Below are 16120 nucleotides of genomic sequence, written 5' to 3'. Positions count from 1 at the left end.
TTATCAGCGTGGAAATGTGTAATTTTGTACGGCAAAAAGGCTTCCTTGTGTTTCCTTTTTATGAATCGTACAGGCAAAATAAGATTATGGAAATTGCAGCATTAGTATCTGGTGGGGTGGATAGTTCCGTTGTTGTTCATCTGTTGAAAGAGGCAGGATATGATCCGACCATCTTCTATATCCGTATTGGGATGGAGGATAAAGACGGTTATATCGATTGTCCGGCGGAGGAAGATATCGAGATGACTTCCTATATCGCCCGTAAATACGGATGCCGGATGGAGGTAGTTTCACTGCATGAAGAGTATTGGGAGCAGGTGGTTAGTTATACCATTGAATCGGTCAAAAGAGGACTGACTCCGAACCCGGATATGATGTGTAATAAGTATATCAAATTCGGTTGTTTTGAGGAGCGTTGGGGCAAAGATTTCGATAAGATTGCAACGGGGCATTATGCCACGACAACTGAAATAGCGGATAAGGTATGGCTGTCGACAGCAAAAGATACATTCAAAGATCAGACCGATTTTCTGGGACAGATCACCCGTCTGCAGATCCAGAAATTGATGTTCCCTATCGGACATTTATTGAAAAGTGAAGTTCGGGCAATTGCTGAGGAGCAGAAATTGCCCAGTGCCAAACGAAAAGACAGTCAGGGGATTTGTTTTTTAGGAAAGATCAATTATAACGAATTCATCGAGCGTTATCTCGGTATGCGTCCCGGAAAGATTGTCGAATTGGAAACGGGGAAAGTGTTGGGAAAACATAACGGGTATTGGTTTCATACGATCGGTCAGCGCAAAGGGTTGGGATTGAGTGGAGGCCCTTGGTTTGTGATCCGCAAGGACATTAAGCGGAATATCGTTTATGTCTCTAACGGATATGATCCGGACACGCAATACGGACGAACAATTAATTTACAAGGATTTGATTTTATCACTGAGGATCCTTGGGGTGAATTTGAAGGGAGTAAAGATATTACGTTTAAAATCAGACATACTCCTGAGTTTTCGACGGGTCGGATCCGCAGGATAGGTGATCTTTACCGCATAGAATCGGATCAGAAGATACAGGGAATCGCGCCTGGGCAGTATGGGGTCATTTACGACAAGGAACATCATCTCTGTTTTGGGAGTGGCATGATTATAGACGACTCAGAATAAGTCGGCAAAGGGTTATGTCGTCCTGAGTGAAAAGGAGATAAATTTTTCTAAAATCCGGATAAAAAAAGGCCGATCTGTTGTAGACCGGCCTTTCGTTTTATCTGTAAGAGGTTATAATACCTGAATGCCATCTTCGCGTGTCTGGTCTTCTCCGGATGGAGTGATCAGTTTATATCCTTTTCCATGGATATTGATGATTTCAATGCTCGGGTCATCTTTCAAGAGTTTACGTAGCTTGGTGATATACACGTCCATGCTGCGGGCATTGAAGTAGTTGTCGTCTACCCAAATTGTTTTGAGGGCATAGTTGCGTTCCAGAATTTCATTCGCATGTGCGCAAAGCAGACTAAGCAACTCACATTCTTTTGTGGTCAGTTTAGTCGCCTTATCACCAATGGAAAGGGTCTGTTTTTGTGTATCAAACAAGAAATTTCCAAGTTTATAGAAAGGAATATCTTTCATTTTCTTTCCTTTTACCCGGCGAAGGATTGCTTCAATACGAAGCAATAATTCTTCCATACTGAACGGTTTGGTCAGATAGTCGTCGGCTCCTATTTTAAAACCTTCAAGGATATCTTCCTTCATTGTTTTGGCAGTAAGAAAGATAATCGGAATATCAGGATTGATTGAACGGATCTCCTGTGCAAGTGTAAAACCGTCTTTCTTCGGCATCATAACATCCAATACACAAAGGTCGTATTTGCCTTTAGTAAAACCTTTATATCCGGCTTCTCCATCAGTAAAAAGGTCTGTAACATACCCTTTAGCCTGTAAGTACTCTCTTAAAAGCATACCAAGGTTTTCGTCGTCTTCGCAAAAAAAGATTTTCAGTTTTTCTTCCATAAAATTAACTTTTTATAAGAGGTAAAGTAATAATAAATTTTGTTCCAATATTTCCGGATCCATTTTCGGCACGTATGGTCCCGCTATGATCCTCTACTATTTTCCGCACGTAAGCCAGTCCTAATCCGAACCCTTTTACGTCGTGTACATTTCCGGTCGGTATACGATAAAAACGATCAAACACTTTTTTAAGGTGTTCTTTTTTTATACCGATACCATTATCTTCAACGGAAAGCAATAATTTCCCGCCATCATTCCATGTGCGTGCCATTAATTTGAGAGGTGCTTCCGTGCGACGGTATTTAACCGCGTTGTCCATCAGATTAAACAACACATTGGTGATATGCATCTCATCGGCATAGATGTTTGAATCGATTGCTCGCAGATCAATATCTATGGTTCCACCGTACTTTTCGACTTTCAGTGCGAAAGTATTGGCGATGGAGGCCACCAAGTCATTGGCATCGATTTCTTTTAGTTTAAATGCCGCTTTCTGACGTTCGAACAGTGACATTTGTAATACTTTCTCGACCAGAAAACCTAAACGTTTTGTTTCATCATTGATCACTCCGGATATATGTTTGAACACATCAGGGCTTTTGGTGATATCCGAGTCTTTTAACATCTGCGCTGCAAGCGAAATGGTAGATACCGGTGTTTTCAATTCGTGTGTCATATTATTGATGAAATCGTTTTTCATCTCTGATAGTTTCTTCTGACGGAATACGATGTATAGTGTGAAAATAAATGTGATTAATAGTATCAATGAGAATATGATCGACGGAACGATAAACGTAATCTCACTGGAGATGTATTTCTGTTTGGTCGGGAAGTATACCCGTAAGTAATTTTGTTTAGAGGGAGGGTCGTTAGCAAACAGGATCTGTGTTAATACATCAGATGCGATTGGTTGTTTTTGAATCTCTCCACTACGGTATACTTCATTTCCGTCTTTGTTTATAACAGTAAAAACAAACGGGAGGTTCAACCCGTTGTTCACAAATTCCGTTTTGAGATAAGTGTTTAGCTTTTTAAAATCAACACGTTCCTCTATGGGTTTGAGGTTTGCCGTATAGAGCATGTCATAGATGACTTCATCCATAAGTCCCTGCTGATAGCGATATCTGCGGATCAATGTTTTTTGTAAATCTCTGGAGGTGCTTTCTATGCTGCTGCTACCCGGTGTTCTGCTGGCCAGTGGTGATAATGGTTCAATTTTACTACTGAAACTATTTAATTCTATTTGTTGAACCGTTCCGCTACCATCTTTAAATTCAAACTGAAGTTTCCCTGAACTGATAACCTGACTCAGGCTTTGCGCATTTTGGGAATTCTGATAAAGGTAATTTTCTTCCCGCTTCATATCTTCTTCCAGATATTGACGTGTCTCGTCTACTTCCAGGTTTTTAGAGACCTGATGTAAACTTCTTTTGGCGATTTCGTTAAACTGTTCGCTCCGTGTCCTCAGAATTATACTTACATAATTTAATTGCAGGTATAACAGACCTGTAAAAGCAAATGCCATTACTAATGTAAGTAACCAGATAGTTGACTTCCTCATACGCTATATTCAATCTCTAACAGTAAAACAAATAAAGTCCATTTTAGTTTAATATTTACACAAAAAAAGTAAAAACAGGAGGTTTGAAATGTTAATAATAGTTTGTGTGTTTTGGTTATGTGGTTGATTATTAGTTGGATTTGTCTGTTTGTTCTTTAAGTGTGGTTCGCAACGATTTTAGGCCGTTTAGTGATCGTTTTTGATTGCGGTCAGAGATAAAAAAGTTCGAAATAAAAAATACTTCTATCACAAAAAATGACAAACAGATTTTCGTTTTTAAGTTCAGCGAACGTTAAAAGACGATGTGAGTCTGTTTTTTAATAGAGTCTTTTTTATTTCGAACTATGGATGAAAGGGCAAAATTGTCAGTTAACGGAGTAAAGAATCCGGACTGAGATTTTGCTTTTCTATATCTTTGAAATAGTTATATGTGCCCACTTTTAGTTCGGCACACGCTGCTTCATCAGCTACAATGATCCCTTTCGGATGTAATTGTAAAGCTGTAATGGTCCACATCTGGTTGATAGAGCCTTCAACGACTTGTTGTAGCGCACGGGCTTTATTGTGACCATTCACCATAATCAGGATTTCTTTGGAATCCAGAATTGTGCCAACTCCAACAGTCAGAGCCGTTTTGGGAACTTTATTGACATCGTTATCAAAAAAGCGGGAATTGGCGATGATCGTATCTGTTGTCAATGTTTTAATTCTTGTACGGGAAGACAGGGAAGAACCTGGTTCATTAAATGCAATATGCCCATCCGGTCCGATACCGCCCAGAAATAAGTCGATACCACCGACAGACTTTATCTTTGCCTCATATGCCAGACACTCTTCTTCCAGATTTTCGGCATTTCCATTCAGTATATTCACATTTTCAGGTTGAATATCAATCTGATTGAAAAAATGATTCCACATGAAAGAGTGATAACTTTCCGGATGATTTTGCGGAAGTCCTACATATTCATCCATGTTGAATGTGATCACATGTTGAAATGAGATAAAACCTTGTTTGTTCAGTTCAATCAGATTTTTATACATCCCTAATGGAGAAGAGCCTGTAGGCAGACCGAGTACAAATTTTTTCTCAGCCGAAGGATTCGCTTTTTTAATTTTTGTTGCAACATAATGTGCAGCCCACTTAGATAGTTGCTCGTAATTTGGTTCAATAATAAGTCTCATAATAAACGTATTTTAGATCAATTCTGATTTATTCGTTCAGCCATTGCTTGGCCTAATAAAAGGCATGCTTCGTAATTGTCGACACTCATTCCTTGTTTTTGTTCAACCGGAGTTCCTACAGTTTCCCATTTCATGCGTTCGCCAAATGCATCCAACTTTTTTACAGCAGCGCCAGCCCAGGAGAAAGATCCGAAATAAGCAAACAGCCGGTTTTTGACTTCTCTCAACTCTATTTTGCTTAAGACAGCTTCGAGGTCAGGAAATAACTGGTTGGAATAGGTCGGACTACCAATGATAACTCCTTTATATTTAAACACATCTTTTAAGATATTCGAGGAGTGACTTTTGCTGACATGATGCATGACAATCTTTTTTATGCCATTTTCACTCAAAGACGAAGCAATGGCTTCGGCCATTTGTTCTGTATGGCCGTACATACTGCCATAAATAATGGAAACTCCATTTTCTCCCTCATAGCGACTTAAACGGTCGTAGATGTCGATCGCTTTGTTTTTTTGTTCACGCCAGACAGGACCGTGGGTCGAACAGATGGTCTGTATCTCTAGTCCTGCTAATTTTTGTAACGTTTTTTGAACCGGATTGCCATATTTGCCGACAATATTGGCATAATACCTGATCATCTCTTCCCAATAATGATCGACCGACATCTCTGTATCGATAACGCCGCCGTCTAACGTTCCGTATGTTCCGAAAGCATCGGCCGAGAACAAAATTTTGTCGGTTTCATCGTAAGTCATCATCACTTCCGGCCAGTGTACCATCGGTGACATATAGAAACTAAGCGTATGTTTTCCGATATTCAGTTTGTCTCCTTCTTTCACCTCATGGAGTCCATCAGTGATACCATGGTACCCCTGAAGCATACCAAACGTTTTATTATTTCCAATGATCTGGACATTGGGATATTGCTGACGCAATAATCGAATACTGCCGGCATGATCCGGTTCCATATGATCGACTATCAGATAATCCAACAGACGACCATTCAAGGCATCAGCTATTTTTTTAAGAAAAATATCCGAGTAGCAAATGTCTACAGTGTCTACTAACACACTCTTTTCATCAACAATCAGATACGAATTATAAGAGACCCCAGCGGGTAGAGGCCACATGTTTTCAAAAAGAGCTTTTTGGCGGTCGTTAACACCCACATAATAAACTTGTGGGGCAATTTCTTTTAATTTGTACATTACTTATGCTTTTTTTACTTGTCTAAGGGCTCTCCAGATGCACCAAATACCCAATATAACAAACGGGATACTTAGCCATTGCCCCATGTTTAATGTCATTGATGCCTCAAAAGCTTCCTGGTCATTTTTTACAAACTCAATAAAGAAGCGTGATGCAAAAACGCAGATCATAAATATACCGAAAATGAATCCTTCTTTTTTCCAGGCATCTTTTTTGAAATAAAGCCACATACAGAGTGCAAATGTGATCAGATAGCAAATGGCTTCATAGAGTTGGGTCGGATGGCTCGGCGCGGTAAAAACAGGCTCAGCACCTCTTCTCCATGCATGGATATTCTCAATAAAGCGAAAGCCCCAGGGCAGATCAGTCGGATGTCCGTAAATTTCATGATTCATCAGATTGCCCAAACGAATCATTGCGGCAACTAACCCGGTGGGAACCACCAATTTATCAAAAGCCCACAGCATGCTTCTATGCGTAATTTTTCTGGAATAAAAATAAATGGCAATGATTATACCTAAAGTTCCTCCATGGCTGGCTAGTCCTCCTTCCCAGATTTTTAAAATCTCAATGGGATTAGCCAGATAATACTCAGGAGCGTAAAAGAGGCAATGTCCCAATCGCGCACCGACTACCGTACCGACAAGCGTGTAAATCAACAGGGAATCGATCCATGGCTGCGGTAATTGCTCTTTTTTCCACATCCGGTCAACAATGTAGTAACCGATAGCAAACCCCACTGCAAAAGCCAAGCCATACCATCTAATCTCACGCGAGCCGATTGTGAATATCGCAGGATCAGCAGTCCAAGTGATGAACAAATTGACAATTGACAGTTGGCAATTGATAATGAAAGAAGGTATTACATTTAATATCATAATCTCGTTTATTATATGATTTGAACAGTTGACGGATTTATACGAGTCTCCTGATCAAGTCTTCTTTTTCTCCATCAAGCAGATCAATGACCGGAAGTTCGATCATCGTATATGCTCCTGGTTGTTGTTTAAAGCTGGCGCGTGCTGCAGCGATCAGAATCTGAGCGGTTAATGCCGGATTGTTGATCTTCATGTCAAATTCGATCAATTGATTTTGTGTCTTTCCGGATACCCCTTTGCGTACCAGATTGACACCATGTCCCATATCCAAGAGGTTGTCTACACACTCTACCTGCATGACATGTGTTTCATCATGTGCAAAATAGTCGTCTGCCTTGATTGTTGCAGCGACCTGTTTGAAATCATATCCGTCTTCTACTTCAATATAGACCATCCGACGATGAATACTTGTTCCCAAGGGGATCGTCATGCTCAATGCCGCTTTGACACCTGCAATCGCTTTTACCGCAACCGTATGTCCCATACTCATGCCGGGACCAAAATTCGTATAGGTGATGCCTTTGGGAACCATCGCTTCCAATAGTGCACGAACAACAGAGTCGCTTCCCGGATCCCATCCGGCAGAGATGACGGCTACCGTACTGTTTTTTGTCGCTACCTCCTGCAATGATCCTCTTAAATCAACGATTCCACCGTGAATATCATAGCTGTCTACCGTGTTGATTCCTAACGATAGTATTTCTTTGGCATAACTTTCTACACTTCTTGTCGGAGTACACAATATCGCCACATCTACTTTCTCCAGTTTTTTTATATCATTGGTGACGGTATACCCTTTTAATACTTCAGGAATATCCTCCGGATTACGGCGGATGACACCTGCAATTTCAAAATCAGGAGCAGCTTCTATAGCGTCCAATACATATTTGCCGATATTACCAAAACCGACAATGGCAGCTCTCTTTTTTTTCATATTGTTGTTATTTTTTTGTTAACCACCTGCAAAGTTAATATAATTAGGCAATCGGAAAGAATGCTCCGGTTCTCTTTTTTTAGGTTTTATATCCCTAGAGAGCGTTTGATTTGTTCAATTTTTTCCGTTGCCGCTTTTTCGGCTTCGTCGAATTCTTCCGCTGTTTTTATTTTAGCATGCACCTCGCAGTAAAATTTGATTTTTGGTTCCGTACCGGAAGGACGAATAGAGACTTTGGTATAATCCTCTGTGACGTATTGTAACACATTGGAAGTGGTCGGCATATTTAGTGTAATTGTTTCATTTTCATGATAACTATACCCTTTCAGTTTGCTGAAGTCATAAGCCAAAGTTACTTTTGAACCGGCAATTTCCTGTAACGGATTTTCACGGTATCGTTTCATCATAGCATCGATTTCTTCCGCTCCGCTTTTTCCCTTTTTGACCACAGAAATTCCGACTTCTTTGGAATAGCCATACTCTACATAAATCTTTTGCAACAGCTGATACATAGACATTCCCTGATCTTTTGCCCAGGCCGACATCTCGGCCAGAATAGCACAAGCCGATACCGCATCTTTATCGCGAACAAATTCTTCACAGAGGAAACCATAACTCTCTTCGCCACCACCGATATAATTCTTCTTTCCTTCGTTTTTGCGCATAACGTCGGCAATCCATTTGAACCCGGTGTATACATTATATAACTCTACTCCGTTCTGCTCTGCTATCTTACGAATCGTTTCCGTTGTTACGATTGTTTTTACAATGTATTCCTTTCCTTCAATTTTGCCTAACTCTTTCCAGCGTGTAATCAGGTAATAGACAAACATCATGGCTGTCTGATTGCCATTCAGTAAGACCCACTCTCCATCATTATTTTTAACTGCTGCCCCTACGCGATCTGCATCCGGATCTGTCGCCAGTACCAGTTCGGCATCTGTCTCTTTCGCTTTTTCGACAGCCATAGCCAGCGCCGCCGGTTCTTCGGGATTGGGCGATATAACCGTTGGGAAATCACCACTGACCACATCTTGTTCAGGTACATGGATGATATTGGTAAATCCAAATGCTTTTAACGTATCCGGAACAAGTTTAACGCCGGTACCGTGAATCGGTGTATATACGATTTTCATCGCCTTGTGACGGGCAATAGCTTCCGGAGAAAGTGAAATCGTCGTCAATGCCTGTACGTAGTCATTGTCCATCTCCTGGCCGATGATTTCAATAAGTGCTTTGTTACCTTTAAATTTGATTTCACTGGCATTTCTGATTTTATTTACTTCAGCAATGGTGTTTTTATCATGTGGAGCAATCATTTGTGCGCCATCATCCCAGTAGGCTTTGTAGCCGTTGTACTCTTTCGGGTTGTGTGAGGCAGTCAGGATAATACCGCTTTGGCATCCCAGTTTACGAATCACATAAGACATCTCCGGGGTAGGACGAAGGTCCTCAAACAGATACACTTTAATGCCATTGGCCGAAAATATTTCAGCAGAAATCTCTGCAAATCTTCGGCTGTTGTTCCGGCAATCGTATCCGATAACCACCTTGATCTGATCAAGGTCTGCAAATTCTTTGTTCAAATAATTGGATAACCCTTGTGTGGCTGCACCAACGGTATATATGTTCATTCGGTTTGTTCCTACGCCCATGATTCCGCGTAATCCTCCTGTGCCGAATTCAAGGTCTTTATAAAAGCTTTCGATTAATTCTGTCGAATCTTCATTTTCCAGTAAGGCTTGCACCTGAGTGCGTGTCTCTATATCGTAACTTTCAGTAAGCCAACCTTGCGCTTTACTTTTGACGATTTCCAATAAATCCTTGTTTTCCATTTTTTTCTATTGATTCTCTAAATGATTTATTCGTAAATTATGCATAATTAAGCAAACAAATATACAAATTAATTGATACGTGTATTGGCAACACACTCAATTTTTAGGGCATACCGGAGTTACCAAGTAAATGCATATTCATAAGAAGCTTCATTGCCACAGGCATCACTCGCCACTAATTTAAGTCGGTGTTGTTCTCCTTTTGATAGGCGTTCATTGTCGAACTGGTAAGTAATAACAGACCGGTTGTCCATTTCAAAAAGTGCGTATTGACCGTCTATCTCTCCTCTGTAGTGAGCAATGCCGCTCAAATTATCTGTCAATCGGAATACCAATCGGTGTTTATCTGCCCAGGTGTTTGACTGGAGAGGAGTAATTGTCGGTGCAATTTTGTCCTGGGCTATTTTATAGGTGCCCAACTCCCTGATATTGGCATCCACCCAGCCATCGCGGTAATGCCCTCCGATCCATGAAGCTTTTCCTTTATGGAGTTGAACGATACCGTATTGCGCTTTATGGGTCAATGTGTCATGTTGTATGTGTAGGGATAAAGCGGCTGTTTGATGAAAAGCAACAGGTTCATCATGTAATTGGTGGGTAGCGGATAGCGTTGTAGAGTCTTCTTTTACGGAGTATTTGAAATAATAATCTTTGTATAAGTTGCCTTTAGGTATAGTTAAACGGATCCCTTTAGCACCGAAACGATTTTCACTGCGCCAATGAAACAGTTCTGCCGATTGTTGATAAGGAGAAGGAATCGGTTGTTCTTTCCCTGTCAGTTGGAAAGACATTTCAGTCGAGTTCCCGAAAGCATCAGTCAGGATATATGTCAAATGGTAGGGACGATTTTCATCTATTGTAATTATTCCGCGGTTGACACTTTCGGCAAAGGTTGATCGGTTGCCCGGTTCCATAAAACTTTTCATGTAAAATGAGCGGTTATTTATCCATTCGCCATAATCAATGAAACTGTTTATATATCGGGTCTTATCCAATCCGAAACGGTCGATATAACTGCGGTAAACTTGTTGGCTGTCGACTTTTAATACGATCTCTTTCACGCCATAAATGTTTTGCGTATGGTTCATGTAATCATACGCTTTTACCCCTATACCGATTTTACCCCACGCTTCAATTGTCGGATTGATCACCAGCGTTCCGTCTTTTCCGGCTGTCGGGAGGAGTTCCTTTTTTCGTCTACTGCCGTTTACGACACCTTCTCCTTCAAAGGGATAAATCATAATACCCAGGATGCGAGGTGGTTTATTGTCGGTAATACTTTCTTTGTAGTACTCGATCGGATCGAGGACTTCTTTCGTATGGCTGTCGCGTACTTCAAAGTGTAGATGCGGACCGGCAGAACTACCCGTATTGCCGCTTAATGCGATAAACTCTCCCTTTTCTACGGGAAATTGATCCGGTTCAAACAATATATTAACAGCGAATTTTTCCTGTATATATTGCTGCTCTTTGATGGAAGAGGCTACAGGATCGGAAAAACGTTGCAGATGGGCATATACGGTCGTTGTCCCATCAGGATGAGTGATGTATAAAGCATTTCCATAACCGCCGGGACTAACGGAGGCCTGGGAAATGTATCCTTCCTGTACCGCATGTATCGCTCTACCTTCGGCTCCTTGTGTTTTGAAATCTATTCCGGAATGAAAATGATTGCTGCGCAATTCCCCAAAATTCCCACTCAGCAGAATCGGAAAATCAAAAGGGTTACGCAGTTCCTGGCTATATCCGTTGCCTGTTTTCAGTAAGAGGAGGGTGATTAGTATGAGTATGGTCTGTTTTCGCATAGAGCAATCCTTTGTCTAACGGCAAACTTACACAAAATATTGGGATTGTCAGGAAAACAGATACTTTAAAACGTATTGATCGACCGGATGGTGTTTCATAAACCGGTTTTTTCGAAATGTCAGCATGCTTTTTCTACATTATCCCATAGAAATAAAAACATCATTCTGTCTGTTTTTCTGTTACACCTACCTCTGTTTTTTGTTAGAGGTACGTCTAAACAAATTTAGAGGTAGGTGTAAATTCATTTAGAGGTACGTCTAAAACAATTTAGAGGTACCTCTAACAAAAAAGTGCTTCACATGCTCAAATAAACCGATGAGATGTTTCCGGTTTTTGTTTGAGTTGTTTCAAAAAGATCAAGAGTTGATTTTTTCGTTATCTTTGCCGCAATCTGAAATAAAGAAGCGTATAATAAATAATGATATGCCATGAAGAACCTAAAAATTTATCCGAAGGAATGGCTTGAATTCCACCCATATACTCAAACGCATCAGGTAGATATCTACTATACCGGTATCGCCAACCGTATCTGTGATATTTTCCGGAAGGCGGAACTCACTAATTCATACACCAGTACTGAGGCGAAGCAAATCTGTATGCGTCTGACGGCCTATTTTGAGGATATTGTGTCGCAAACGGGGATATGGCAGGCTTTTATCAAACAACATCATATATTATATGGCTCTTACCTTCCTTTTTATCCGATAAATCAGGAGTATTATATGGATGAAGTGAATCTGGAAGATGTACGTTTTCTTGTCTGGCATTTCACCCAACAATATTATGGAACAAATACCAATACGTTTATAGATCCTGAAGCTGTAATCCTGGCTGAGATCTCTGATCAGGTTTTCCATCTTTTCAGTGACGAATGGGCCGAAGCACCGGAGAATGAGAAAATGCAAAAGCTTTTTGCGCCGGAAACCCGTTATAACGCGCAGGATGCTTATGAATCATTGCTTTTCTGGTTCTATTACGACTCCTATCTGATGGTTGATTCGGGGCAACAACTTAATACCACAATGCGTATGTTGTGGGAGCAGGGGAATGTCACCAAGGAAAATGCCAACCAGATGTTTACCCACTATTTTCAGCGATTGGCCTATAATGCTCCGACGGCGATGTTGGCACTTACTGCTCCACAATGGCTGGAATTGATTCTGCCGGAGGCACATCCTGATAAAACCTCTTTTAAAGAGATCGCCAATGGTTCGGTGAATAAAATAACCGAAGAGGTTCTGAAAAGAAGTAAAAAAGATTACAATAAATTTATTAAAACAACAGATGGTCAGCCGATTGTCTATTTTACACAGGTCGGTGAGATGACTGATTTTCTGACACAGAAGCTGGGGATGTCTATGGGGAAAGATTTTAATATCCCCAGTACAATGAAAGAGTTGAAAAAACTCGCATTGTATGCTGTTCCGGAGGAAGGTGTGCAGATACTCTCTACCGATCTGGAAGCGATTAAAGATGAACATAACCCATTTTATGAGAAACAACCACAAAAGGCGGTATCATTTTTTCTGATCAAGCATTGTAGTGTTTTTCTACTTCAACAAATGATGGAACGTGGCATGTTGGAAGATGCCAGTATCTTTGCAGAAGAAGGGTTCGAGCGAGGCAAAGCGATCATTCAGAATAACTGGCGGTTTATCGTCCGTTACTTTTTAAGAGAGTACCCGCAAAGATATGTGTAGTCTTTAATCTGCCGGATAGGTGACCCCTAACTGCTTTCTGACTTCATCGATAATCTCCAGCGTAATGAAAGAGTGTGTCTGACTGTTGATGGCAGATTCTCTTTTGCCGGCAAGAATTAGATCGATGAATTCGGCTATTTCGTAATAATATTCATCTTTATCTGTGACTACGCTAATGTCTTCAGGTTCCGGTAATGAACCTTTCCCGGAGGCGGCAGCCAGGCGTGGGGTAAAGGTCACCTGACGGATGGTATTGATCCGATCGAGTGTAATATTCCCTTCTTCACCCTGTATTTCTGTTGGTAACGACGAGTTGGCGATCTTCGAATAGAGAATAGTTGCGTTCATTTGATCGTAGGAGAAATTAACAGCGCCCTGTCCGTCAACGCCGGAGGAGAGTCGCACTCCTGTTGCATCGATTTTATTCGGCCGGCCAAACAATACCACCATCGGATAAACCGTATAGATCCCGATATCCATCATTGCGCCGTTGGATAGTTCCGGTTTAAATGCATTCAAAACAATCCCTTCTTTGAATTTATCGTAGCGTGAGGAGTATTGACAATAACTGGCGAAATAATTGCGAATTGTTCCGATTCGATCGAGGTTTTTCTTTACCGATAGGAAGTTGGGCGTTAAAGTCGGTTTCATCGCTTCCATTAAAGTCACCTTGTACTTGACGGAGGCTGCAATCATCTCTTGGGCTTCACGGGCATTGGAAGCAAAAGGTTTTTCGCACAATACATGTTTGCCTTGTTTCATGCAACAGATACTTTGTGAGGCGTGTAAAAAATTGGGAGAAGCGATATATACGGCATCGATCAACGGGCTTTTCGCCATCTCGTCTAATGAGGTGAAGGTATGCGGAATAGCATGTTTCGCTGCGAATGCGTCCGCAGTCTCTTGTGTCCGCGAATAGACGGCGGTTAGTTCAAAACGTTCGTCTTGCCGGGCTCCGGCAATGACCCAGTCGGTAATGAAATTGGTACCAACTACACCAAAGCGTACTTTATTCATAAGTAGAACTCGTTTTTTTGTCAAACATACAAAAAATAAAAAATCATTACTCCATAAACGATCGTAAACAATAGAACAGATTTATTTATTTCATTATCTTTGCTTATGGTGTATAGTGATGAAATATACCCGTCTTGTTATAGGCCTGTTGAATAAATGTATGAAATTTAAACTGTTAGTTAACCTTTTGTTTCTCATTTCCGGCTTTGTTTATGCTGAACAGCCGCTGGATTCTTTATTGTTTCGGATTGACACAGCGATACAAAATCACGAAACATATTCTGCGCAAAAGGAAGAGCGTATACGCTCTTTAAAGAATCAACTGGATCGTGTTGCCGAGAATACTGTAGCGGCTTATGAACTAAATGCGAAACTTTACGATGAATACCGGCCGTATATTTGTGACTCAGCCATCTATTACAAAAATAGGAATATTGATATTGCCACTCATCTAAATGATATCAAACGGTTGTATGAGAGCAAACTCCACCTGACTTACCTGATGAGTTCGGCCGGGATGTATATGGAATCGGTCGATTTAATTCAGACCATTGACAGACACCAATTACCAGACAGTTTATTGGTCGATTATTTTGATTCATATGGGCATGTTTATTCGGAACTGGCTTTTTATACACAGGATAATAGAGGTGCAGAGCGATACTGGCAAATTTCTAATCGTTACCGGGATTCATTAAATCAGATTCTGAAGCCGACAGACTATTTGTATTATTCCACCCAAGAAACCTCTTTGCGTAATTCGGGAAAATTGAAAGAGTCACTCGAAATTAATGACAGAAGTTTGGAACAACATACGATTGGTACCCGCGAATTTGCCATTGCCTGTTATAACCGGTCGTTGACTTGCAGAGTGGCTGATGACAAGGATGGTGAGAAGTACTATTTAGCCTTATCGGCGTTGTCGGATATTCTTTCATCGACAAAAGATCATGCCTCTTTATGGATGCTGGCAGAGATATTATATGGTGAAAATGATATCGAGAGGGCTTACAACTATATCCGTTTTTCATGGAATGAAACAATTTTTTATAATGCACGCCTCAGAAGTCTTCAAAGTGCGGTTATTTTATCTTTGATTGATAAAACCTATCAGGCTATGATTGAAAAACAGAATGATAAACTCCAAAACTCCTTGATATTGATCAGCATGTTGGTGGTTTTACTTTCGTTGGCTTTGTTTTTTATTTACCGGCAGATGAAACGGCTTTTCACGACACAAAAATACTTACAGGAAGCGAACATGAGTTTGAACTATCTGAATCGTGAACTGAAGCAATTGAACGAACAGTTACGTGTGACCAATCTGAACCTGTCGGAATCCAACCGCATTAAGGAGGATTACATAGGGCATTTTATTAAACTCTGTTCTACTTATATTGATAAGTTAGATAGTTTTCGCCGTGTGGTAAACAAAAAAATCATTGAAGGACAAGCCTCCAAGTTACTCAAGATCACACAGTCGCAAGAGTTGATGGATAATGAGATAGCTGAATTGTACATCAATTTTGATAAGGCTTTTCTACAGATTTTCCCCGATTTTGTAGAAAAAGTCAATGAGTTGCTTGTCGAAGAGGGGAAAATCAGTTTAAAAAAAGGTGAACTCTTAAATACGGAGTTGAGAATATTGGCCTTAATTCGTTTGGGCATAAATAATAGTTCTCAAATAGCCGACTTTCTTCGCTATTCAGTAAATACCATTTATAACTACCGTGCAAAAGTAAAAAATAGAGCCGTTTTGCGCGATGAATTTGAGGATTTAGTTTTGTCGATAAGATAAAACAAACGGTCAAAACATGTTTTTTCTGAGTCATATTACTGTGAAAAAATCTTTGTAAAAGGGCTTTATAAAAAGACTATTATCCTTGAATATCTCCACTTTTTACACCCCGTTGTTTGTGTGTAATGTTCACTCAATAAGTGATTTGTGTTTGTTTTTGTATAAAAACATCCACTTTATTATTTTGTTGT

At 40.5% G+C, this 16120-nt stretch carries 12 protein-coding genes; 3 read left to right on the top strand and 9 right to left on the bottom strand.

What is annotated here, in order from left to right:
- Nucleotides 1-86 precede the first annotated feature (86 nt).
- Complete coding sequence (gene mnmA, locus M2135_RS13365; RefSeq protein ID WP_280749031.1) at nt 87-1163, top strand: tRNA 2-thiouridine(34) synthase MnmA; 1077 nt, start codon at nt 87-89, stop codon at nt 1161-1163.
- Between the two features lie 111 nt (nt 1164-1274).
- Here the strand turns inward: mnmA and M2135_RS13360 are convergent, their stop codons facing one another.
- The 8 genes from M2135_RS13360 to M2135_RS13325 form a co-directional block, all read right to left on the bottom strand.
- Nucleotides 1275-2006 carry a response regulator transcription factor gene (locus M2135_RS13360; protein ID WP_280749018.1) on the bottom strand — a complete coding sequence of 244 codons (732 nt, stop codon included), beginning with the start codon at nt 2004-2006 and terminating at the stop codon, nt 1275-1277.
- 4 nt (nt 2007-2010) lie between these two features.
- Nucleotides 2011-3567: a HAMP domain-containing sensor histidine kinase gene (locus tag M2135_RS13355; RefSeq protein WP_280749017.1), complete on the bottom strand. Its 1557-nt coding sequence runs from the start codon at nt 3565-3567 to the stop codon at nt 2011-2013.
- A 369-nt stretch (nt 3568-3936) separates the two neighbouring features.
- The gene (gene nagB / locus M2135_RS13350) at nt 3937-4749 is read right to left on the bottom strand and encodes a glucosamine-6-phosphate deaminase (protein WP_280749016.1); all 813 of its coding nucleotides are present in this window, start codon (nt 4747-4749) and stop codon (nt 3937-3939) included.
- 17 nt (nt 4750-4766) lie between these two features.
- Complete coding sequence (locus tag M2135_RS13345) at nt 4767-5960, bottom strand: FprA family A-type flavoprotein (protein ID WP_280749015.1); 1194 nt, start codon at nt 5958-5960, stop codon at nt 4767-4769.
- Between the two features lie 3 nt (nt 5961-5963).
- The gene (lgt, locus tag M2135_RS13340; protein ID WP_280749014.1) at nt 5964-6839 is read right to left on the bottom strand and encodes a prolipoprotein diacylglyceryl transferase; all 876 of its coding nucleotides are present in this window, start codon (nt 6837-6839) and stop codon (nt 5964-5966) included.
- 37 nt (nt 6840-6876) lie between these two features.
- Complete coding sequence (locus tag M2135_RS13335; protein WP_280749013.1) at nt 6877-7773, bottom strand: diaminopimelate dehydrogenase; 897 nt, start codon at nt 7771-7773, stop codon at nt 6877-6879.
- Nucleotides 7774-7859: 86 nt separating this feature from the next.
- Nucleotides 7860-9608: a phospho-sugar mutase gene (locus M2135_RS13330; RefSeq protein WP_280749012.1), complete on the bottom strand. Its 1749-nt coding sequence runs from the start codon at nt 9606-9608 to the stop codon at nt 7860-7862.
- A gap of 119 nt (nt 9609-9727) precedes the next feature.
- Nucleotides 9728-11413: a peptidoglycan DD-metalloendopeptidase family protein gene (locus M2135_RS13325; protein WP_280749011.1), complete on the bottom strand. Its 1686-nt coding sequence runs from the start codon at nt 11411-11413 to the stop codon at nt 9728-9730.
- Between the two features lie 429 nt (nt 11414-11842).
- On the opposite strand from M2135_RS13325, the gene M2135_RS13320 reads away from it, so the two are divergent.
- Complete coding sequence (locus M2135_RS13320; protein ID WP_280749010.1) at nt 11843-13114, top strand: DUF3843 family protein; 1272 nt, start codon at nt 11843-11845, stop codon at nt 13112-13114.
- A gap of 3 nt (nt 13115-13117) precedes the next feature.
- Here M2135_RS13320 and M2135_RS13315 read toward each other — a convergent pair whose 3' ends face one another.
- Complete coding sequence (locus M2135_RS13315) at nt 13118-14131, bottom strand: Gfo/Idh/MocA family oxidoreductase (protein WP_280749009.1); 1014 nt, start codon at nt 14129-14131, stop codon at nt 13118-13120.
- Between the two features lie 160 nt (nt 14132-14291).
- On the opposite strand from M2135_RS13315, the gene M2135_RS13310 reads away from it, so the two are divergent.
- A complete protein-coding gene (locus M2135_RS13310) occupies nt 14292-15929 on the top strand; it encodes a DUF6377 domain-containing protein (RefSeq protein WP_280749008.1) in 1638 nt (545 codons plus the stop codon).
- Nucleotides 15930-16120: the final 191 nt, after the last annotated feature.

It is taken from the genome of Parabacteroides sp. PF5-9 (assembly GCF_029893105.1).
Lineage (GTDB): Bacteria > Bacteroidota > Bacteroidia > Bacteroidales > Tannerellaceae > JARXWG01.
Note: the sequence above shows the minus strand (reverse complement) of the source record. Positions and strands in the feature narration are given on the sequence as shown.